Below are 18,679 nucleotides of genomic sequence, written 5' to 3'. Positions count from 1 at the left end.
TGTCCCTCAAAAATTGTCTTCTTGCCATCTATTTTAAATATCATCCCTATTTACACTATGGTAAGGAACAAACTTAATTTTTATTTCTTGAGGAATATTCCAATATTGCTTAAATAACTTTTCATATTTTTTATTATTTGGCGTCGCTTGGAGTAAGAATTGTTCAAACGGTAACCTTTCAACTTTATAAGAAGTTGCTAAAGGGTTGCGATGATAATCAAATTTTAGTTGCCCTATGCGTGCGTCATTCTTGTAATCAATATAAAACATGATACTTACAAAAGCACAACATAATGAAATAACGACACTGTTTATCGCTATTTTAAACCATCCTCTCTCTATTTCTAATTGTGACAATAATATCAGCAAGATAATCACCCATATCACATATGTAATATAAAAATATCCTTGTTCAATTTTATTGTAAAAGCTAAATGAGGCCATTAGAAATATTAAGGAGCCATCTAAAATATATAACGTTAGTTTGGTACTTTTTGCAATTTCTAGATAATTGATTGCCACTATGGCAGTTATTAAAAATATAAGAATAATAGTGAAATTGAGGATATTTAAAATAATAAAATGTTCATATACTCTAAAGTTAAAGCTTTGATAGATTATAAGGCTATAACATGGAAAAACAACGAGTCCGCCATAAATAATAATTTTTTCCCACAGACCAGAATTTTGAAATGTAGCACTTTGAGCTAATAAAATAATTATCACAATAGCAATAAGCGTTAAAATAATAATATTATTAAAAAAAACACCCTTACTAATCGTTATAGTCAAATTTTGATAACTTCGCAAAGCCAGTGCAGCAAAATCATTGCTACTTTGAAGTATTTTAAATGCATTAGTTAATCTATCATATGAAGTATTTACGTACATAATAAACATTCCTATAAGCGTTAATATACAGCCCAAAGTTAGTTTAGGACTTAAGTATTTAAACTTAATACCATACGTAATTAAAGCGCAAAGAATAGACAATACATTAAAAAAAGTAACTTGTTCTAAGAATAATTGACCACTCAAACTCACACTATAAAAAATAATGTGATGTTTTTTTGTTAATGTAGAAAAATTGCTGAAAATTGTGATGACGTACCATAAACTATATATCATACATGCCGTAGCAGGCACATAATTATAAAACCCTTCGAACCAACCATAAGTATATTTGAAGAGCGAGGACGGTATAATGAGCATCAAACCAAACGCTAACATAAAATAAAGCCCTTTATGCCTAACTTTTACAAATCCCACTATAGTAGTCACTAAAAACACACTAATTGAACTATAAGTAAACCAACGTATTGGTTCATATTTTACAGCATAAAATTCCAATAAATTACTTAAATAGCGACCATTCACATCTACAAAATTATTATGAAATGCCTTAACGCCATATGCACTATGCCATTGCCAATCACTATAAACAAGTGGTATCCACATCACAAAAACAAAATAAAAAAAGAAACAAAAACTATAATATTTTATCATTTCTGCTTTCATCGGCATCATATTAGTGTACCTCTATTGTTACGATATTTTTTTCTATATTCAGCACTTTATTCATTGTAATGTCTCTCCCATATATAACTTCTATCAAAGCATTATTATAACCATTACTTAGCAAAAAGTGGCCGTGTATAATAATGACCTAAAAAATAAGCACAATTAAGTAAAAAATATTAAAATATAAAAAATAAAAAGCTAACAGTATAACTGCTAGCTATAGTCTATTATATATTTGATTTTCTACTTCTGAATAAACGTGTTGATATTAATGTTAATCCTGCTATAAATAGTGAAGCTACACTAACCAATACCCCTGATTGTTCACTACCTGTTTTAGGTAATTGTTTTGCTTTCTTTTGAGTTGCTTTAACTTTTTGATCTGCTTTGTTGGCTTTGTCAGTTTTAACTGTAGCCGCTTTACTTGCTGCAGCTACTTTCGTATTTGCAGGTTTAACAGCAACTTTTGCGTCATCCTTTTTAGCATTGGTTTTCACAGTCTTAACGTCTTTTTTAGCACTAGTAGTACTTGTGGCTTTGGACGTTTCTTTTGTTTTTGTTGCAGTTGATTTAGGTTTAACATTTTTTGGCGCAGATGATTTTGATGTAGCTGTCTTAGGTGCGTCTACTTTTACCTTTATTGTTGGTTGTGCCGCTTTATCATTAGTATTAGCAGGTTTTTGAGTAGTCACATTAGAACCTTTTGCTTTAGTATTATCAGTTCCTTTTACTACAGACTTGTCTTCATTATCAGTTGGTTTTGTCGATGCTACAGATGGGCTTTTCGTATCAACGCTAGCTTTTTTTTCATCTGCTTTGTTACTAGCACTTTTTTGGACTGGAGATACAGCATCTCCGGACACTTTATCAGAACTAGCTTTTGTCTTATCTCCATTTAAACTATGGTTATTGTCTGCTAATACATTAGTTGGCGCTTTTGAATCTTCACTTTGCTTGTTTTCTTCTGCATTTGCATGAGCATCAGTTAATAATAAAGCTGAAACACTTAATGAAGTAACTAAAGATTTTTTTAACATAATTTTTCCTCCTGTTGTTAGGTCACATCGATGTCTTTATGTCAGTCAAATTATTTATCAAGTTGTTACCTAGTAATTAGAATTTATATAGCTATACACTTATTATTATAGTTATTTATTATCGCTATTTTTTACTTATTTTGTTTCATTTTATACTTTGTTCTTTTCTATCTAGACATAATTCAGCTACAACTTAAAATACAACAAAAAACCCGTAAATCCACTTGTGAATTTACGGGAAACGAATTGTTACTTATTTAATGTAGTTGTATGAACCTGCTTCGCTTGCTGAAATAGTACGTGAAGTTACTACACCAGGCCCTTGACCATAGTTCATTTCAGATACTTTAACTGAACCGTCACTGTTTACATTATCAACGTATGCAACGTGTCCATAAGCACCTTGTGAAGTTTGTAAGATTGAACCTGACTTAGGTGAGTTATCTACACTGTAACCAGATTGAGCTGCTTTGTTAGCCCAGTTGCTAGCGTTACCCCAATCAGAACCGATTTTTCCGCCTACTTTATCGTAAACGTAATAAGTACATTGTCCTGAATCATAGCTATTACCACCTGCTGATGATTTACCTGCAAATGATGTTGAACCATTGCTATTTGATTGAGGTGCACTTTGTGTTTTTACTTGGACGTTTTTGTCTGAAGTGCTGTAAGATGCGCCTTTTCCGCCAGCATTGTTAGTTGTGTAAGATTGTTTTTGGTTATTTGAACCATAATTATTACTATAACTTTGTTGACTTTGGTTGTTTTGTTGGCCAGCTTGTCCTTGTTGCGCTTGTTGTGATTGTTGACCTTGTTGTGCTTGGTTAGGGCTCCAGTTACCTTGCCAGTCATAGTTATAGTTACCTTGTTTATCTATTGTATATGAATAACTGTAAGATGATGGATCGTTTGGATTGTATGCACCTTGTCCAGTATTTTCTGCTGCGTCAGCATGATGATGTGCCATTCCTAAAGTTGCGATACCTGCAGTTGCTATTGTAGCTGTAGCGATCTTTTTCATAATTAAAAATCCTCCATAAATATAAGTTAAGTTTTATTAGTTAATGAGTTTCTCGTGGCTCATAATTTTCAAGTTTGCTTTAAATTGTATTTTTTCATCGTTTTTTAACGACAAGACATACACTAACAGATTTTTTTTAATTTGTGGTCTATGTTATTGCATTGTAATTGACACATAATAATTTAATAGACACTGTAATTTTTCTGTCTTTTCAGTGATTTAATTACAAAGTTGCTCTCAAGGCGCTTAAGCTTTCATAATATTGTCAGCGTCTTATTCATTGTAATAAGTAATGTAATTTAACGTTTGTAATACATAATACAAATTATCATTATATATGCACTTTAATATTTATTAATTTTAAAAAATCACTATATATAATTTTAAGTTATCACAAAATATTATAAACCATTACTTAAACTTATTAATTGAGTGTGCTAAGGTTAAATTAAGCATTATATACCGTTAATACTAGTACGTTTATTTAGAAATATTTATGCAGATTAGAGGGAGACTATGTTTGTTTTTATTTTATTAGAAGTTATATTACCTATTTTAATATTAATTATCGTTGGTGCTATATTACAATTTAAATTCACTTTTGATTTAAAACAAATTTCGACTTTAATTACTTATTGTTTAATGCCAGCTGCAATTTTTATCAATATTATCGAAATTAACGTCAATACTACCGTTATGCTGCATATTATCTCCTATTTAATTATTTATACAATTGTTTTAATATTGATTGGTAATGCACTAGCAAAATGGCTAAAGTTAGATAAGCCTCAAGGGGCAGCTTTAAAAAACAGCATATCCTTAATGAACTCTGGTAATTATGGTTTACCAGTAAGTCAGCTAGTATTCGCTCACAATCCAATCGGTGTATCAATTCAAATATTCATCCTTATCTTCCAAAATTTATTAACTTATTCTTATGGTCTTTATAATTTACTTTCCGCAACAACTACATTTCGCGGAATTATTACTTCTCTTTTAAGACTACCTATATTCCATGCGCTTATAGTAGGCATTGTCTTTCAAGTTTTCGATATCCCTTTGCCTAAATTTATACATATACCTCTAAAGGAATTATCAGACGCTTTTGTGGGAGTCGCACTATTACTATTAGGAGCACAGCTAGCAAAGATACGCCTTCGTTTTTTCCATCGTGTAATTACATGGTCTTTAATAGGTAGATTAATCATTGGTCCACTACTGTCACTAGCAATTATTTATATATTGAACATTGATGGCGTCGTAGCCCAATCATTATTCGTCGCAAGTTCCTTCCCTACATCTAGAAACACCTCTACGATTGCAATGGAATACGATGTAGAACCAGAACTACATGCGCAAGTGGTATTATATTCTACATTATTAAGTATAATTACCGTTACTACGGTAATTTATCTTTCACGTATCATGTTTTAACAAATACTACCTAAAAAAGCACTACGCTATGATCGAGCGCAGTGCTTTTTAATGATTATATTGTTATATGCTCATATTATTTATAAGCAAAAATACGAACCCTTCTATAATCTACGATCCATTGTCCCGCTTCATATAATTCATCTTGCAATAATCTTGAACATTCTTGATATACGTTGTGCTTTTGTTCATATGTATAGTCTTTAAGCAAGTTATCGCTAAACATGACTAACCAATTGACGAGCCCATCTTCACCTTCTAATGCCGTTGGACGGTCAAAGCTTTCTACTGTAACGTCTTTAAACCCCGCATGAATTAAATCTGCTTTAATATCTTTATCTTGTCTAAAATTCCACGGGAAATAATCGGCACGATATGTATAGCCTAAATTAACAATAGCTTGTTCAATAGCGTCTGACACCATTTTAATATTGTGATACGCGCCAAATTCAGCTATAAATCTACCATTATCTTTTAAAGCGCTATAACAATTTTTAAATATCTTTAAATGATTAAACGTCCAATGTAATACGGCATTTGAAAAAATAGCATCATATTGATTTAATGTACTTAATGTTGATGCGTCAGCGACTTCAAAGTGTATTTCAGGATACTTTTTCTGTGCCTGCATGATCATTTCAGGAGAAGCGTCGACACCTGTTATTATAGCGCCTTGTTGTGCAATCTTATGTGTTAAATCTCCAGTGCCACAACCTAAATCGAGTATGTTTTCACTATTTTGCACATTCAAAAGCGTGGCAATTCCTTCGCCATATTTTGCTACAAAACTATGTTTAGCATCATATAATTCTGAGTTCCATTTCATGCATATCACTCTCCACTACTACATATCTTCAATTTAAAATAACTACAGTGTACATGATTAAATTAAGCAATTGCAAATACAGTCATTGAATTTAACTAATGGTCTTTACTATATTAATGAAATTTTATTACAATAGATAAATAATAAACTTTGAGAAGCGTACATGGTATTATATACGGCAAATCAAAATCAAGGAGCTGTTACGATGACTGAAGTATGTTTAGTCAGACATGGAGAAACTGATTGGAATAAGGCAGGCAAATTACAAGGTCGCACTGACATTCCTTTAAATGAATCAGGTAAGTTGCAGGCACAAGCATGTGGCAACATGTTACAACAACAAAATTGGGACGTTATTGTTACAAGCCCACTGTCACGTGCACAAGACACGGCAGAAATTATTAATACATATTTAAACTTACCCCTTAGAGTAATGCCAGAATTTATCGAACGTGGTTTTGGAGATGCAGAATCCTTAACGCATATGGAACGTACCGAAAAATACCCAAATAAAGCGTATCCCAATGCGGAATCTACCGAAGCATTAAACCGTCGTCTCGTCGATGGTCTAAAAGAACTCAACGATGATTATCCGCACCAAAAAGTATTACTTGTGACACATGGTGCTGCTATTCATCAAATTTTAGATTTCTATGACCCTGACAATGAACATATACGTGACTCTAAATTAGCAAACGGTGGTTTAAGCAATATTTATTTTTATGAAGCGAATTGGCATATCAAAAACACGAATCAAATTGCTCACTTAATAGATTGAGTTGCATTTAAAAAAGAGTGGACTAGAAATCTTTGTATAGATTTCTAGTCCACTCTCATCATTCATATATCGAAGTAATTTATTTTTTCTTTCGTCTTTTTTCTTCCAATATAGCCATAACGATAAATAATATCGTTAGTAGTGGCGACAGCATTATGAATATCATGCAGACAACACCTCAATTATACAAAATAAATTGTATTTGCTATCATTAGTATCTTACATTTATTGTATTATTACAATATTATTGATTGTATTTTTGCATTAATGTGGCAGGAATATGACAATAATCATTTGGATATTTATCTAGTCTTTTTGATGTTCTTCTGCGCTTGGAATATAATTCGTCAACGGCAATACTTCTACCGCGATTTGGTCTTTATCCTCACGTTGATTAATAAATGTTCTAGCATATTCCAAGTGTTGCGCGTTTTCACTATAAATACCTGTACGATACTTAGGACCAACGTCTTCACCTTGCTGATTTATGCTATATGGATCTATAATTTCAAATAAGTATTCCGTTAATTGCATTACCGAAACAATTCGAGAATCAAATGTTGTTTTAACACATTCGATATAACCATCATAATCACCCGTCAATGACTGTGTTTGTCCATTAGCTCTACCTGCTTCAGTGTCTAAAACACCGGGTAATGTTTTAATGAATGCTTGCACGCCCCACAAACAACCACCAGCCAAATAAATTACTTCCATTTCAGCACCCCTATTTATACGTAAATTTACTGTTACTGCTAATTTAATTAATGCGTTTATTTTATCGTACTATAAACTTAAAAACTATCTTTACACATCCTTTTAGTATATTGTTTAAGTAAAAGGATGATAATATGAACATCATTGGTCACCATCATATTTCTATGTATACAAAAGATGCACAAGCAAACAAAGACTTTTATGTTGACGTCTTAGGTTTACGTTTAGTTGAAAAATCAGTCAATCAAGATGACCCTACGATGTACCATTTATTCTTTGGCGATGAAATAGGTACAGAAGGTACGTTATTAAGTTTCTTTGAAATTCCTAATATTGGTCAAAATCGGTCAGGTACTAATTCTATTTATCGTCTGTCATTACTTGTACCTAGTATCGAGGCATTACAATTTTTTGAAAATCGTTTGAAACAAGCAGATGTAATAACTACACCAATGACTTATCTCGGACAACCAGCATTGCTATTTAAAGACATCGATGATCTAGAAATCACGTTACTTGTTAATGATGATTATAAAATTCCTAATAAATGGCGTAATAATAGTTATACAGACGTGCCTACTGACTACCAAATACTCGGTTTAGGTCCTGTAGAATTAAGAGTGCGTGATAAAACGTCTACATTTGACTTTTTAACCGATGATTTAGAATATATAGTTAGACAGAATTTAAATACTGATGAGACTGTAGTTACTTTAGATGAAGATGGTTTATATACAGATTTCGTTATTATCGAACAACAAGGACAAAGAGCCAAACCCGGACGTGGTTATGTTCACCATATTGCAGTTAATACGCCGACAGATTCAGCTCTTGCTGAAGTTTTTGAAAAAATTAATTCACTACATCGTAATAACTCAGGCATTATCGATAGATATTTCTTTAAATCATTATACTACAGACAAAATTCAATCATGTATGAATTTGCAACGGCACAACCCGGTTTCACAGTAGATACGTCGATAGCAGATTTGGGCAAACATTTAAATTTACCTGGATTTCTAGAAGATAGAAGAGCAGAAATTGAAGCAAACTTACATGACCTATAGTATTGAAAAGTCAGCTCGACTAAGTAAATAATGGAGTTGACGAAAATGATTGTCTTACAAACTTATAATTTGTAGCATGTGTTTCAATATTGACAAGCCATGAGATATCTCATAAAATATGTCAAAATCATACTTAAATAAGGATAGAATAATGAGAATAATATTAATTTGTCTAGGTTTCTTTTTTACCTTTTTAGGCTTTTTAGGTGCCATTTTACCTTTATTACCTACCACCCCATTTATCTTACTTGCCGTATTATGTTTTGCTAAAAGCTCACCCAAATTTCATAACTGGCTCGTTGCCACAAAAATTTATCAAGAATATGTGCATAATTTCAAAAAATACAGAGGTTATACATTCAAACAAAAAATCAAAATGTTAATCAGCTTATATATCGTAGTCGGTTTTTCTATAATTATGGTAGACATTACTTTAATAAGAATAGGGCTTGGCCTCATGTTAGTAATACAAACACTCGTATTATTTTTAGTAGTAAAAACATTGCCAGCAAATTACGAATAAAAAGCGATGTACATTCACATGTACACCGCTTTTTTTGCTACTTATTAAAATCTATAATCTTCTGAATCCGTATCTTTTTCAACGTCGTCTTTGTGTTTATTCACTCTATTTTTGAATAAGTTATTATTATAGTTATCTTCTTGATTAGCCGAACCTTCATCATCAAATGCTGATTTTTGTTGGTCGTCTATACGTTGTTCTTTTGAATTCACGTCTGTCGTATTTTCTACATTGCCACTTAAATTAGAATTGTCTCTAGTTTCACTGCTGTCACGTTTACTAATATCTTTGTCAGTACCTTTATTCTCTGTTACGTTGCTTGGTCCAGATTGTTGGCTTTCTGTATCATGTTGTGTACTCGCATCGACTTTGTCTTCTTGACTATGGTTAGCTTTGTTTTGACTTTGGCTTGTTGAAGATTGTTCGGACATGCCATTTTGTTCAAAACTACTAGCCATATCTTCATGTACGTCTTGGTCACCCGAATTACTAAATTGTTGATTAGCGCTATTTCTTCCATCGTGACCGTTTGTGTTACCGAAGTCTTTATCATTCCCTCTATTATCAGTTACGTAACTTGATGAAGAATGTTGACTCTCAGTATCATGTTGTGTGCTTGCATCGACTTTGTCTTCTTGACTTGAAGCACTTTCAGGACGTTCCCCTGATTGGTGGAAACTATCATTGATATCCTCATGTACTCCTTGGCTATCTGTTTTGCCTGAGTGATAATTCGTATTAGTATTAACATCATCATTACTTTGATAAGTTGATGAAGTATTATTACTCTGTTGTGTTGAACCAAAATCTTTGTCATTACCTTGATTGTCAGTTACGCCAGCGTTGGTAGTGTTTTGTGTACGTTCTCCACCACGGTAATTATTAGAGCTTACATTGGTATCATGCGCTTTATAATTGTCACTTGTTGTTTGTTGGCGATCGTCAATGCTATCACTATTAGTATAGTCATTTTGCTGATTGTCATCATTCGTCGTATTATACGGTGATTCGGAGTGCTCTTGTCCAGCGTGACGATATGCATCGGCACTATTTTCATTATCATTTGCACCAGAATTGGTAGTATCTTGTCTATCACCGGCACGATAATTATTAGTACTTGCATTCGTATCGTTACCTTTAAATTCTGTGTCACGTGCCTGTTCATTTGGGTCATGTTGACGATCATCAATGCTTGTACTTGCATTGTAAGTTTCATCATTGCTTTCGTTATTTGTAGGTCTGCCGTAATTATTTACATCTTCGTTACTACTTTGTTCACGGCGATCATTTGAATAAATATCTTTGTCATCACTTCTATTATCAGTAACGTCATTACCTTGATTTGTATTGCGTTCGTCTTCACGTCTGTCTTCAACAACAGCATTTCTGTCATGTCCTGTTTTGTCGTTAACGTCATCGCGTTGATTAGTGTTGCGTTGATCTTCATGTCTATTATTACCCACCCTATCTTTATCATTGCCTTTGTTGTTAGTAACGAATGAATCTTGTTGACGACTGTTGTCACGGTCATGGTCTTGTTCATGTGCATCTTTATCGTTTGTAGATTGAACATCATCTTTATCTTCTTTAGAAGAAGCCGCTACTGCACCAGTCGCTGTCGCGCCTACCGCTGCACCGCCAGCAGCTGCGCCTGCTGCTTTTTTATTAGTACCTTTATTACCATCATCGTCTTTGTCATCTGATTCTGAACCATTACGAACATCATCTTCTCTACCGTCACCTCCGTGTGAATCGTCTGAAGGTTTAGGTTTTCTAACTAATAACATAATACCTGCGATAATCCATAAAATCGCACTAATCCAGTTGAATAAAAGTGAAACAATACCAAGAATTAATAAAATAATGCCGGCTACTTTGGCTTTTTTCTTAATTAGTGCTACTGCTACTAGCGCCAATATTAATACAATAATACTAACTACAATACCAGTCGTAACGAAACTTGATAACATACCTGTTATGCCTGTTACGTCAGATGATGTTGCAGATGGATTGTTTTCTTTAATACTAGTTGTGACTTCGTCTTTAAAGCTTGAATTACCCATGAATAGCGACGTAATAGCTAATCCAATAACAAGAAGAAACTGTACCACGATGCCTATCCAGGTTAATACTTTTTCACCAGTTCTTTTAATCATAGTCAAAACCCTTTCATAGTTTATTTTTCTTACAAAAATATAAATGGAACTAATTGTATTACTTCCACTATTTGCGTTATCAAAATTTACGACTCAACTGCCATTTTAGCTATATTAAGATAACAAATGGCCACAATTTTAATAATTTTGTTAGTTTGAGTGTACAAAATTATTATATAGATTTACTAAATAATAATTTTTATTATTTTATCCTATTTAAACGTTTTCAAACCTATTATTTAAAATCATTCTATTTGTAATGTACAAATTAGCATTATAATCTTAAGTTATTACAAAAATTATTTAATTAGGAGCCCTTTTTCTTATGAATATAAAATTATTCGAAAACTACTTAAATATTGAAACAACTATGTATGAAATGCCTACGTTAGATGCGCTTAATTATTACTTACAGCATTTTATGTTAACGGTCCCTTTCGAAAATATTGATGTACAAAATGGTATACCTATCAAGGTCGATATCGCTCATCTTTTCGATAAGATAATTAATAATCAACGTGGCGGTTTTTGTTATGAGTTGAACACACTATTTAAGTATTATTTAAATCAACAAGGTTATACTGCAGAGAGTGTTTCAGCAACTGTTCATACACCCGCTGGCGGTCGTAGCCAACCTGGTTCTCACATGTCTACGCTTGTAACTATTGACGACAATCAATACATTGCTGATGTTGGGTTCGGAGATTTACCTTTAAAAGCATTACGTGTCACTACGATAGAAAATCCAGATCCCGTTATAGATATTAATGGCCAATTTCGCGCTATTTTAATGAGAGAACAAAACGTTCATCTCCAAAAATTAATAGATGATCAATGGCAGACGTTATATGAAGCAGAATTAATCCCGAGAGCTATTGAAGAATTTGAAGATAATATAGAATATAATCAGTCGAATCCTGATTCTATTTTCGTAAAACAGTTATTGATTACTCAATCACAGTCGTTTGGTAGAGCTACTATGACGTTTAATCATCTTACTTTAACGAAACAAGGAGAAAAAGAACAACAAGATGTAACAAAGGATAATTATCGTCAGTTATTGCATGACTACTTTGGTTTAGACGTGACGATTAATAAACTAGAATCGTAATCAATTTAACGGGAGCGAGACAGAAATCTTATTTGTATAAGAAGATTTTGTAGTCCCGTCTTGGCAAGGATAACTAAGATTGAAAAAAATATGATACAAGCGCATTTTCGATTCAGTCATCTACTGTCAATATAAAAATAGAGTCTGGAGAGAAGATTATCTCTCAGACCTTTTACTATCTATCATTAATAGCATAATTATTTTTTGATTTTATTTCTTCATGTCTTTTAAGTTCAGGCTCAAAAATTTTATGATTATAATTTTTACGAGCAAAGTTACGCATCTTTTGTGTGAATTCATAAACTTCTTTATCTAAGTTGATTTTTGAACCTACTATAGAAGTTCTTTTATTTTTCTTATCTTCGTAAATGTCATCATATATTTTAAATGCTACTTTGAACTTGTTGAATTGTATTTCCAATGGCTCAAAACGTTTTAACATATCTTGAATTAATTCATTTGATTCATTAGTGTGATGGCTCATATTAGTTATTAAGTCTTGAACTTGTTCATCCAAGGACTTGAAATCTTGTTCAATATTATAATAAATCTCAGTAGTAAACTTTTTATTTAAAAATGCAGTGTCTTCATCCAATTTAGTATTTCTAATTCTAGCTACTTTATAAACTATTAAATCAATCATGCTCTTTATATCATTCTCATAATCAGTGCGCTTATCCCTATCTTCTTTACGAAATTGTAACCAAACCCCTATTAGAGCTATAAGACCTCCGGCTAAAGCTGATATAAATTCAGACATAGTAATACACCTCTTTAAAATTATTTTATATTCCAATAACCTATTCCGAACAATAAAAACTTTAATTTTATATATTTATATAAATTTTTAACTAAATATTTTATTGTTGTATGTTTGAAGGTTATTCACCACTTAAATAGTATCTAAGCGTGTATGATTTATAGGCTCATTTATAGGGAAAATAATTATAAGTAACAAAATGGAGGGATTCACAATGAGTAAAATAGATGACAGAATGGAAAAAGATATTGAAGAAAAACCTTCACGTGCCGAGGGAGATTGGAACACACAACAAGAAATGCAACAAAATGCATTTGAACGCTTAGGCAAAGATTCAGTTATTATTGAAACTTTAGTAATTATGAACATCGTATTTGCTGTATTCACTTTTGGATTAATCGGTGCATTAGCATACACATTTAAAAATAAATAATTGAAAAGATATACAACGTCTTAACTCAAAGTTAGGGCGTTTTTTGTGCTATCCATAATGGTTGTACATTATTCTGAGCTTTTTAAAAAATAAAAATTTTAGTTCTTTATTCATTTGATTTGTAATTAAAAATGCCCTAACGTATATAATTTGCTATATACGTTAGGGCTATATAATCCTTAAAATTCTTTCATTACTTTTTTAGCAGTTTCGCTTATCAATTTATCATTTGGCTTAGCATTTTTACCATCTTTATTTGTAAAAATAACTAATACAATAGGTTTAGATTGTCCTTTAGGATAAACGTATGCAATATCATTTCTAGAAGCATATGTTAAGGCTTGACCACTTTTATCTGCAACCTTGTATTTTTTAGAAACACCATCTTTTATCAAAGTATCGCCACTTTTATTGTTAAACATTAAATCAAGTAAGAAATCTTTATTCTTTTTACTTAAATCATCTTTTTCAATAAGTTTTTTTAAAGTCTTGCCGTAAGCTTTAGGCGTTGATGTATCCCTTTTATCTTTTGGTGAGTAATTATTTAGGTCTGGCTCGTATCTAGATGGTTGAGTCTTGTTATCCCCTAGTTCTTTCAGATTTTCTCTGATTTGCTTATATCCACCAAGTTCATCAATAATTTTATTATTTGCTGTGTTATCACTGTACATCATAGAAGCTTTAATAAGCTCTTTTACAGTTATATCCTTGCCAACGTATTTTTCTAACACAGGTGAGTAATCAACAATATCACTTTTGTTAATATGTACTTTTTTATCTAACTTATCATATGGTACTTGTTCTAGTAACATTGCACTATTTATTGCTTTTGAAGTTGACGCATAAGCAAACCTCTTATCTGCATTGAACTTTATTTCCTTACCGCTCTTAGTATCTAATGCATAAACACCAACATTAGCGTTATACTTCTTTTCTAAACTTTTGAATTCATTGGCATGTGAATCCTTTGAATTGCATGCACTTAAAATGATTGCACAAACTAATAACACTATTACCTTTTTCAAATTAAATCCCCCTTGATATTACAGTTGTAATCTTTATGGCACTATAATATTACAATTGTAATCTGTATGTCAATAGTTTATTATTAGTATTTGAAAGAAGGTGAGTACATGGCTAAATTACTTATTATAAGTGTAATAAGCTTTACTTTTATATTTCTATTATTATTATTATTTAGATATATATTAGACCGCTATTTTAATTACCGATTTAGTTATAAAATTTGGTACATAACTATTATTGCAGGTCTAATCCCTTTCATACCATTTAAATTCTCTTTGTCAAAACTTAATCATTTTAATAAATCAAACACTAAAGTAAGTGATGACAATAAGAGTTTAAGTGATAATATAAGTACAACTAATCATGCTCAAGATTTAACAACAAATATTCATAAGGTAAATTGGGAATATATAAATGCTATATTCACAATACTATGGATTGTTCTAATCATCGTTTTCAGTATTAAATTTATAAATTCATTGCTTTATCTTAATAAATTAAGAAAACAAAGTTTTTATTTAAATAAAGATGAAAAATACAAATTAGCTAAGATACTTAATAACCATCAATTAACAAATAATATTGTGATTAAGAAATCAGCGTTCGTTCAATCTCCATTAACTTTTTGGTATGGAAAATTTTATATTTTAATTCCTACTTCATATTTTAAAGATTTAGAAGAACAAAGTTTAAAATATATAATATTTCATGAATATGCTCATGCTAAAAATAAAGACACGCTACACTTAATTATCTTTACTATATTTTCTATCATCATGAGTTATAATCCATTGATGCCTGTTGTTAAACGTTTGATGACTCGTGATAATGAAGTTGAAGCTGATATATTTGTGTTAAAAAATATTCAAAGAAGTGAATTTAAAACCTATGCCGAAACGATTATGATGTCTGCATTAAAGTTTAAATCTTTCAATAAAAATATGTTAAGTCATGCATTTAACGGGGATAAAACTTTACTCAAAAAAAGACTTATTAATATTAAAAAAATTAATTTTAAAAAGCAGCCAAAAACGATTCTGATACTGACTTATGTATTCAGTCTATTTTTAATCATTTTTCAAAGTCAGTTTTTAATGGGACAATCATTGACTGATAATAAATACAGGGATCCATTAAAGAGTAATTATCAGACCATTGATAAAAGTAAAAACTTTGCTACAAACAAAGGTTCATTCGTAATGTATAGCTCGAAGAAAAAAGAATATTATATTTATAATGAACAAGAGAGTAGAAAAAGATATTCTCCGGATTCTACTTATAAAATTTATTTAGCCATGTTCGGACTAGATCGTAATGTAATAACTAGTAATAATTCACTTATAAAATGGAATCACAAAAATTATCCTTTCGCTTCATGGAATAAAAATCAAAATTTAACTACAGCAATGCAAAATTCAGTTAATTGGTACTTTGAACGCATTAGTAATCAAATACCTAAAAATTATACAGCCAATCAACTCAATCAATTGAATTATGGAAATCAAAATTTGGGTAATTATAATGCTTACTGGATGGAAAATGATTTAAAAATTTCTAACCTTGAACAAGTCATCGTTTTAAATCGTTTGATGGAACATAATACTCATTTTAGTAAGGCTCAAAAAAACCAACTATCCTCATCATTATTGATAAATAAAAACAGTAACTATGCGCTATATGGTAAAACTGGAACAGGTATAGTAAATGGCAAACAAAAGAATGGATGGTTTGTCGGTTATGTAAAAACGAATCAGGACACATATTATTTTTCTACACATTTATCTGATGAAAATGCTTCAGGAAAAAATGCTGAATCTATTAGCAAAGAAATATTAAAAGAAATGGGTGTTTTAAGTGCTCAATAATCAAATTGAAATAACCGCCGCTGAATGGGACGTTATGAATGTAATATGGGATAAAAAATCAGCATCTGCTAACGAAATTGTTTTCGAGATCCAACAATATAAAGAAATCAGTGAAAAAACTATTCGGACATTAATAACACGTTTATATAAGAAAGAAATTTTGACGCGCCATAAATCTAATCGTATTTATTATTACTCATCTAATGTTAAAGAAGATAACATTAAGTTGAAAACAGCTAAAAACTTTCTCAATAAATTATATGGCGGAGACATGAAAAATTTAGTGCTTAACTTTGCACAACATGAAGAACTAAGTGCTGAAGAAATTAAAGAATTGCGTGATATTTTAAATGATATTAGCGAAAAATAAATTGCTAACTATTTGAATCACATAAGTGATAAAGAAACCTTAATTATCTAAAACTTACGACGTTGTTGCGATACCACAACACAACCAATTGAATTAGCTAACATCGATACACCAATCCCCTTACTACCAAATAGTGAGGGGATTCATGCATGTGTGGCTAATTACATCGTAAAAACCATACTTAACATTTCCTATAATTTATAACTTGTTAGCCATATAATCAGAAATAATTAATTTAGCCATTAATCTAGTTACTTTTACCAAATATAGATATGATGTTAGTTTTTATTAGAGCAATTACGAATTAGTTTTTTAACAGAAGGTCGCTCAGGCACACCTGTACCCAATTTATCAATTGAAGTCGATAACTTAGACGGATTACTAACAGCATTCAAAGACCATGATTTCAACATCGAATAAGGTCCAGTGAGCGAACCATGGGGCGTAAGACCCTTTTACGTCCGAGACCCATTGGAAATTAATTAATGTGTTGGAACATGAAAAAAGAGTTTGAGGTTATCCCTCAAACTCTTAGTTATTTATTTTCTTAGTAAAGCTAGAATTCCTGCTACTAAAATTAATATTCCAGAAAGAACACCGAAGAAACCAATAAAAATAAAGTTTAAAATACCACCAATAATAAGTAGTATTCCCATAACAACACGCTTTTTATTAATAATGCAACTTAAAATCAAAGTTATGATACATACTAAAATGACACTTATTCCAAGTCCTGTAATTTCACTGCCGCTAGTATTATTAAATGAAGCATCTAATCCATCAAATACAATGGCAAATAAACCACCAAAAATTCCAAATACACTACCTAAAATCCCTAGAATTGTTTCAGCAACTCTGTTTGTTTGTTTTTTATAAGCTTCCATCAATTATTCCTCCATACACTTTTTAAAATTATAATTGTTCTTCCATTTGTTTATCTTCTTTTTCTTGTTGCTCATCTGCAGCTTTCTCAGCTTTTTCATCTTCAGCTTCTTGTTTAGCTTCTTCATCTAATTCTTTCTGATACTCTTCTTCTTCTTTCTTTTGCTGCTCTTCAAATTCTTTGTCTTCTTTAGCTTGTTGTTCTTCATCTGCTTTTTCTTGTTTATCTAGTTCGTCCATTTCTTTTTGATACTCTTTATCCGCTTCTTCTGTTTGCTGATCATATAATTTTTCTATACGATCTTCTAATTGAGTATATTCGATTTCTATAACTTCTCTACTTACATGATCCATCTTTTCTCCATCAGTTAGTCCATTATACTCATCAACTAAGTCATTATATTCTTCAGCTGTATAAGTAATTTCATCACTATCTGAATCACCTTCATCTTCATTATCAGTTGATGTATCAGTTGCGGCCACATCATCATTTGTGCTTTCATCCGCTGTATTATTAGAATTGCTAGCGCCTTTGATATCAGATTTTTTAATTTCCCATTTTGCTTTTACATTTGCAAACTTAGGCGAAGCATTCATTTCCAATGTATAATTATTACTATCCGGCACATCATAAGTTATGTATCCCGAAGCCGTATTCCCTTTATTTAATTGATGGGTAAATCCATCATGCATATCTTCATTACCATACCATTGTTCATAATTCTCACTATTAACTTTCATAGTATAATCTGAAGAATCCATAAGCACTTGATCATCATTGTTATTTTTAAATTTCAAATATACTTTTACAGCCTTACCATTTTCTGGCGCACTGTATTCATCATAGTTAGTAACATATTCAACTTTATCAAGTTTAATGTCTACACCATCTGCATCAATCACTTGCCCTATTTTAAATGTTTTCATTTTATTTGATGCTTTTAATTTATCTGAATTTTTCTTGTCATCTTTTGAATCAGTATCAGTATCAGCATCACCTGTACTACATGCAACTAGCAAAAACAAAACAGAAACTATCAAAAATAAAACTTTTTTCACTCAACAATACCTCCTAGTTTTTTTAAAATTATTTAAGTTTTAATCAATTTAAAAGATAAATAATATCACTAATATAGATTTTATACTATAATT

Annotated in this window: 18 protein-coding genes and 2 pseudogenes; 8 read left to right on the top strand and 12 right to left on the bottom strand. The window is 31.2% G+C overall.

The window, feature by feature from the left end:
• Nucleotides 1-33 precede the first annotated feature (33 nt).
• From ISP02_RS01010 to ISP02_RS13240, 4 genes and pseudogenes are all read right to left on the bottom strand, one after another.
• Nucleotides 34-1,527 carry a hypothetical protein gene (locus ISP02_RS01010; protein WP_195719812.1) on the bottom strand — a complete coding sequence of 498 codons (1,494 nt, stop codon included), beginning with the start codon at nt 1,525-1,527 and terminating at the stop codon, nt 34-36.
• Between the two features lie 221 nt (nt 1,528-1,748).
• The gene (locus ISP02_RS01005; protein WP_195719811.1) at nt 1,749-2,558 is read right to left on the bottom strand and encodes an LPXTG cell wall anchor domain-containing protein; all 810 of its coding nucleotides are present in this window, start codon (nt 2,556-2,558) and stop codon (nt 1,749-1,751) included.
• A 253-nt stretch (nt 2,559-2,811) separates the two neighbouring features.
• Nucleotides 2,812-3,435 carry a CHAP domain-containing protein gene (locus tag ISP02_RS01000; protein ID WP_408020140.1) on the bottom strand — a complete coding sequence of 208 codons (624 nt, stop codon included), beginning with the start codon at nt 3,433-3,435 and terminating at the stop codon, nt 2,812-2,814.
• Nucleotides 3,409-3,579, bottom strand: a pseudogene (locus ISP02_RS13240) (CHAP domain-containing protein); the annotation flags it as partial. The gene ISP02_RS01000 and the pseudogene ISP02_RS13240, both read right to left, overlap by 27 nt.
• Nucleotides 3,580-4,095: 516 nt before the next feature.
• On the opposite strand from ISP02_RS13240, the gene ISP02_RS00995 reads away from it, so the two are divergent.
• A complete protein-coding gene (locus tag ISP02_RS00995; RefSeq protein WP_195719809.1) occupies nt 4,096-5,013 on the top strand; it encodes an AEC family transporter in 918 nt (305 codons plus the stop codon).
• Between the two features lie 76 nt (nt 5,014-5,089).
• On the opposite strand, the gene ISP02_RS00990 is transcribed toward ISP02_RS00995, so the two are convergent.
• Nucleotides 5,090-5,839 carry a class I SAM-dependent methyltransferase gene (locus ISP02_RS00990; protein WP_195719808.1) on the bottom strand — a complete coding sequence of 250 codons (750 nt, stop codon included), beginning with the start codon at nt 5,837-5,839 and terminating at the stop codon, nt 5,090-5,092.
• 205 nt (nt 5,840-6,044) lie between these two features.
• On the opposite strand from ISP02_RS00990, the gene ISP02_RS00985 reads away from it, so the two are divergent.
• Nucleotides 6,045-6,617 (top strand): histidine phosphatase family protein, encoded by a 573-nt coding sequence (locus ISP02_RS00985; protein ID WP_195719807.1) that lies wholly within the window; start codon nt 6,045-6,047, stop codon nt 6,615-6,617.
• Between the two features lie 244 nt (nt 6,618-6,861).
• On the opposite strand, the pseudogene ISP02_RS00980 reads toward ISP02_RS00985, so the two are convergent.
• Nucleotides 6,862-7,334: pseudogene (locus tag ISP02_RS00980) on the bottom strand (peptide-methionine (S)-S-oxide reductase).
• Nucleotides 7,335-7,468: 134 nt separating this feature from the next.
• Here ISP02_RS00980 and ISP02_RS00975 point away from each other — a divergent pair.
• Both ISP02_RS00975 and ISP02_RS00970 read left to right on the top strand, forming a co-directional pair.
• Entirely contained in the window at nt 7,469-8,401 is a 933-nt protein-coding gene (locus tag ISP02_RS00975; RefSeq protein ID WP_195719806.1) for a VOC family protein, read from the top strand.
• Between the two features lie 151 nt (nt 8,402-8,552).
• The gene (locus ISP02_RS00970) at nt 8,553-8,924 is read left to right on the top strand and encodes a YbaN family protein (RefSeq protein WP_195719805.1); all 372 of its coding nucleotides are present in this window, start codon (nt 8,553-8,555) and stop codon (nt 8,922-8,924) included.
• Nucleotides 8,925-8,968: 44 nt separating this feature from the next.
• On the opposite strand, the gene ISP02_RS00965 is transcribed toward ISP02_RS00970, so the two are convergent.
• Entirely contained in the window at nt 8,969-11,080 is a 2,112-nt protein-coding gene (locus tag ISP02_RS00965) for a DUF4064 domain-containing protein (RefSeq protein ID WP_195719804.1), read from the bottom strand.
• A 325-nt stretch (nt 11,081-11,405) separates the two neighbouring features.
• On the opposite strand from ISP02_RS00965, the gene ISP02_RS00960 reads away from it, so the two are divergent.
• Nucleotides 11,406-12,191: an arylamine N-acetyltransferase family protein gene (locus tag ISP02_RS00960; RefSeq protein WP_195719803.1), complete on the top strand. Its 786-nt coding sequence runs from the start codon at nt 11,406-11,408 to the stop codon at nt 12,189-12,191.
• A 175-nt stretch (nt 12,192-12,366) separates the two neighbouring features.
• Here ISP02_RS00960 and ISP02_RS00955 read toward each other — a convergent pair whose 3' ends face one another.
• Nucleotides 12,367-12,951 carry a type I secretion system protein gene (locus ISP02_RS00955; protein ID WP_195719802.1) on the bottom strand — a complete coding sequence of 195 codons (585 nt, stop codon included), beginning with the start codon at nt 12,949-12,951 and terminating at the stop codon, nt 12,367-12,369.
• Nucleotides 12,952-13,165: 214 nt separating this feature from the next.
• Between ISP02_RS00955 and ISP02_RS00950 the strand changes: the two genes are divergently transcribed.
• Nucleotides 13,166-13,384 (top strand): hypothetical protein, encoded by a 219-nt coding sequence (locus ISP02_RS00950; RefSeq protein ID WP_195719801.1) that lies wholly within the window; start codon nt 13,166-13,168, stop codon nt 13,382-13,384.
• Nucleotides 13,385-13,563: 179 nt separating this feature from the next.
• Here ISP02_RS00950 and bla read toward each other — a convergent pair whose 3' ends face one another.
• Complete coding sequence (gene bla, locus ISP02_RS00945) at nt 13,564-14,409, bottom strand: BlaZ-like penicillin-hydrolyzing class A beta-lactamase (protein ID WP_195719800.1); 846 nt, start codon at nt 14,407-14,409, stop codon at nt 13,564-13,566.
• Between the two features lie 108 nt (nt 14,410-14,517).
• On the opposite strand from bla, the gene ISP02_RS00940 reads away from it, so the two are divergent.
• Both ISP02_RS00940 and ISP02_RS00935 read left to right on the top strand, forming a co-directional pair.
• On the top strand, nt 14,518-16,275 hold the full coding sequence (locus ISP02_RS00940; RefSeq protein WP_195719799.1) for a BlaR1 family beta-lactam sensor/signal transducer: 1,758 nt from the start codon (nt 14,518-14,520) through the stop codon (nt 16,273-16,275).
• The gene (locus ISP02_RS00935; RefSeq protein ID WP_195719798.1) at nt 16,265-16,645 is read left to right on the top strand and encodes a BlaI/MecI/CopY family transcriptional regulator; all 381 of its coding nucleotides are present in this window, start codon (nt 16,265-16,267) and stop codon (nt 16,643-16,645) included. Before ISP02_RS00940 ends, ISP02_RS00935 begins: the two co-directional genes overlap by 11 nt.
• A 278-nt stretch (nt 16,646-16,923) precedes the next feature.
• Here ISP02_RS00935 and ISP02_RS13115 read toward each other — a convergent pair whose 3' ends face one another.
• The 3 genes from ISP02_RS13115 to ISP02_RS00925 all read right to left on the bottom strand — a co-directional run bounded on the left by ISP02_RS13115 (nt 16,924) and on the right by ISP02_RS00925 (nt 18,586).
• Nucleotides 16,924-17,058 (bottom strand): hypothetical protein, encoded by a 135-nt coding sequence (locus ISP02_RS13115; RefSeq protein WP_268933153.1) that lies wholly within the window; start codon nt 17,056-17,058, stop codon nt 16,924-16,926.
• A 126-nt stretch (nt 17,059-17,184) separates the two neighbouring features.
• Nucleotides 17,185-17,529, bottom strand: a complete 345-nt coding sequence (locus ISP02_RS00930; RefSeq protein ID WP_195719797.1) for a DUF4064 domain-containing protein — start codon at nt 17,527-17,529, stop codon at nt 17,185-17,187.
• Nucleotides 17,530-17,557: 28 nt separating this feature from the next.
• Complete coding sequence (locus ISP02_RS00925; protein ID WP_195719796.1) at nt 17,558-18,586, bottom strand: RNA-binding protein; 1,029 nt, start codon at nt 18,584-18,586, stop codon at nt 17,558-17,560.
• Nucleotides 18,587-18,679 lie beyond the last annotated feature (93 nt).

Source organism: Staphylococcus durrellii (assembly GCF_015594545.1).
GTDB classification, from domain to species: domain Bacteria; phylum Bacillota; class Bacilli; order Staphylococcales; family Staphylococcaceae; genus Staphylococcus; species Staphylococcus durrellii.
The sequence above is the reverse complement of the archived record's forward strand: the minus strand, read 5'-3'. Positions and strand labels throughout refer to the sequence as shown.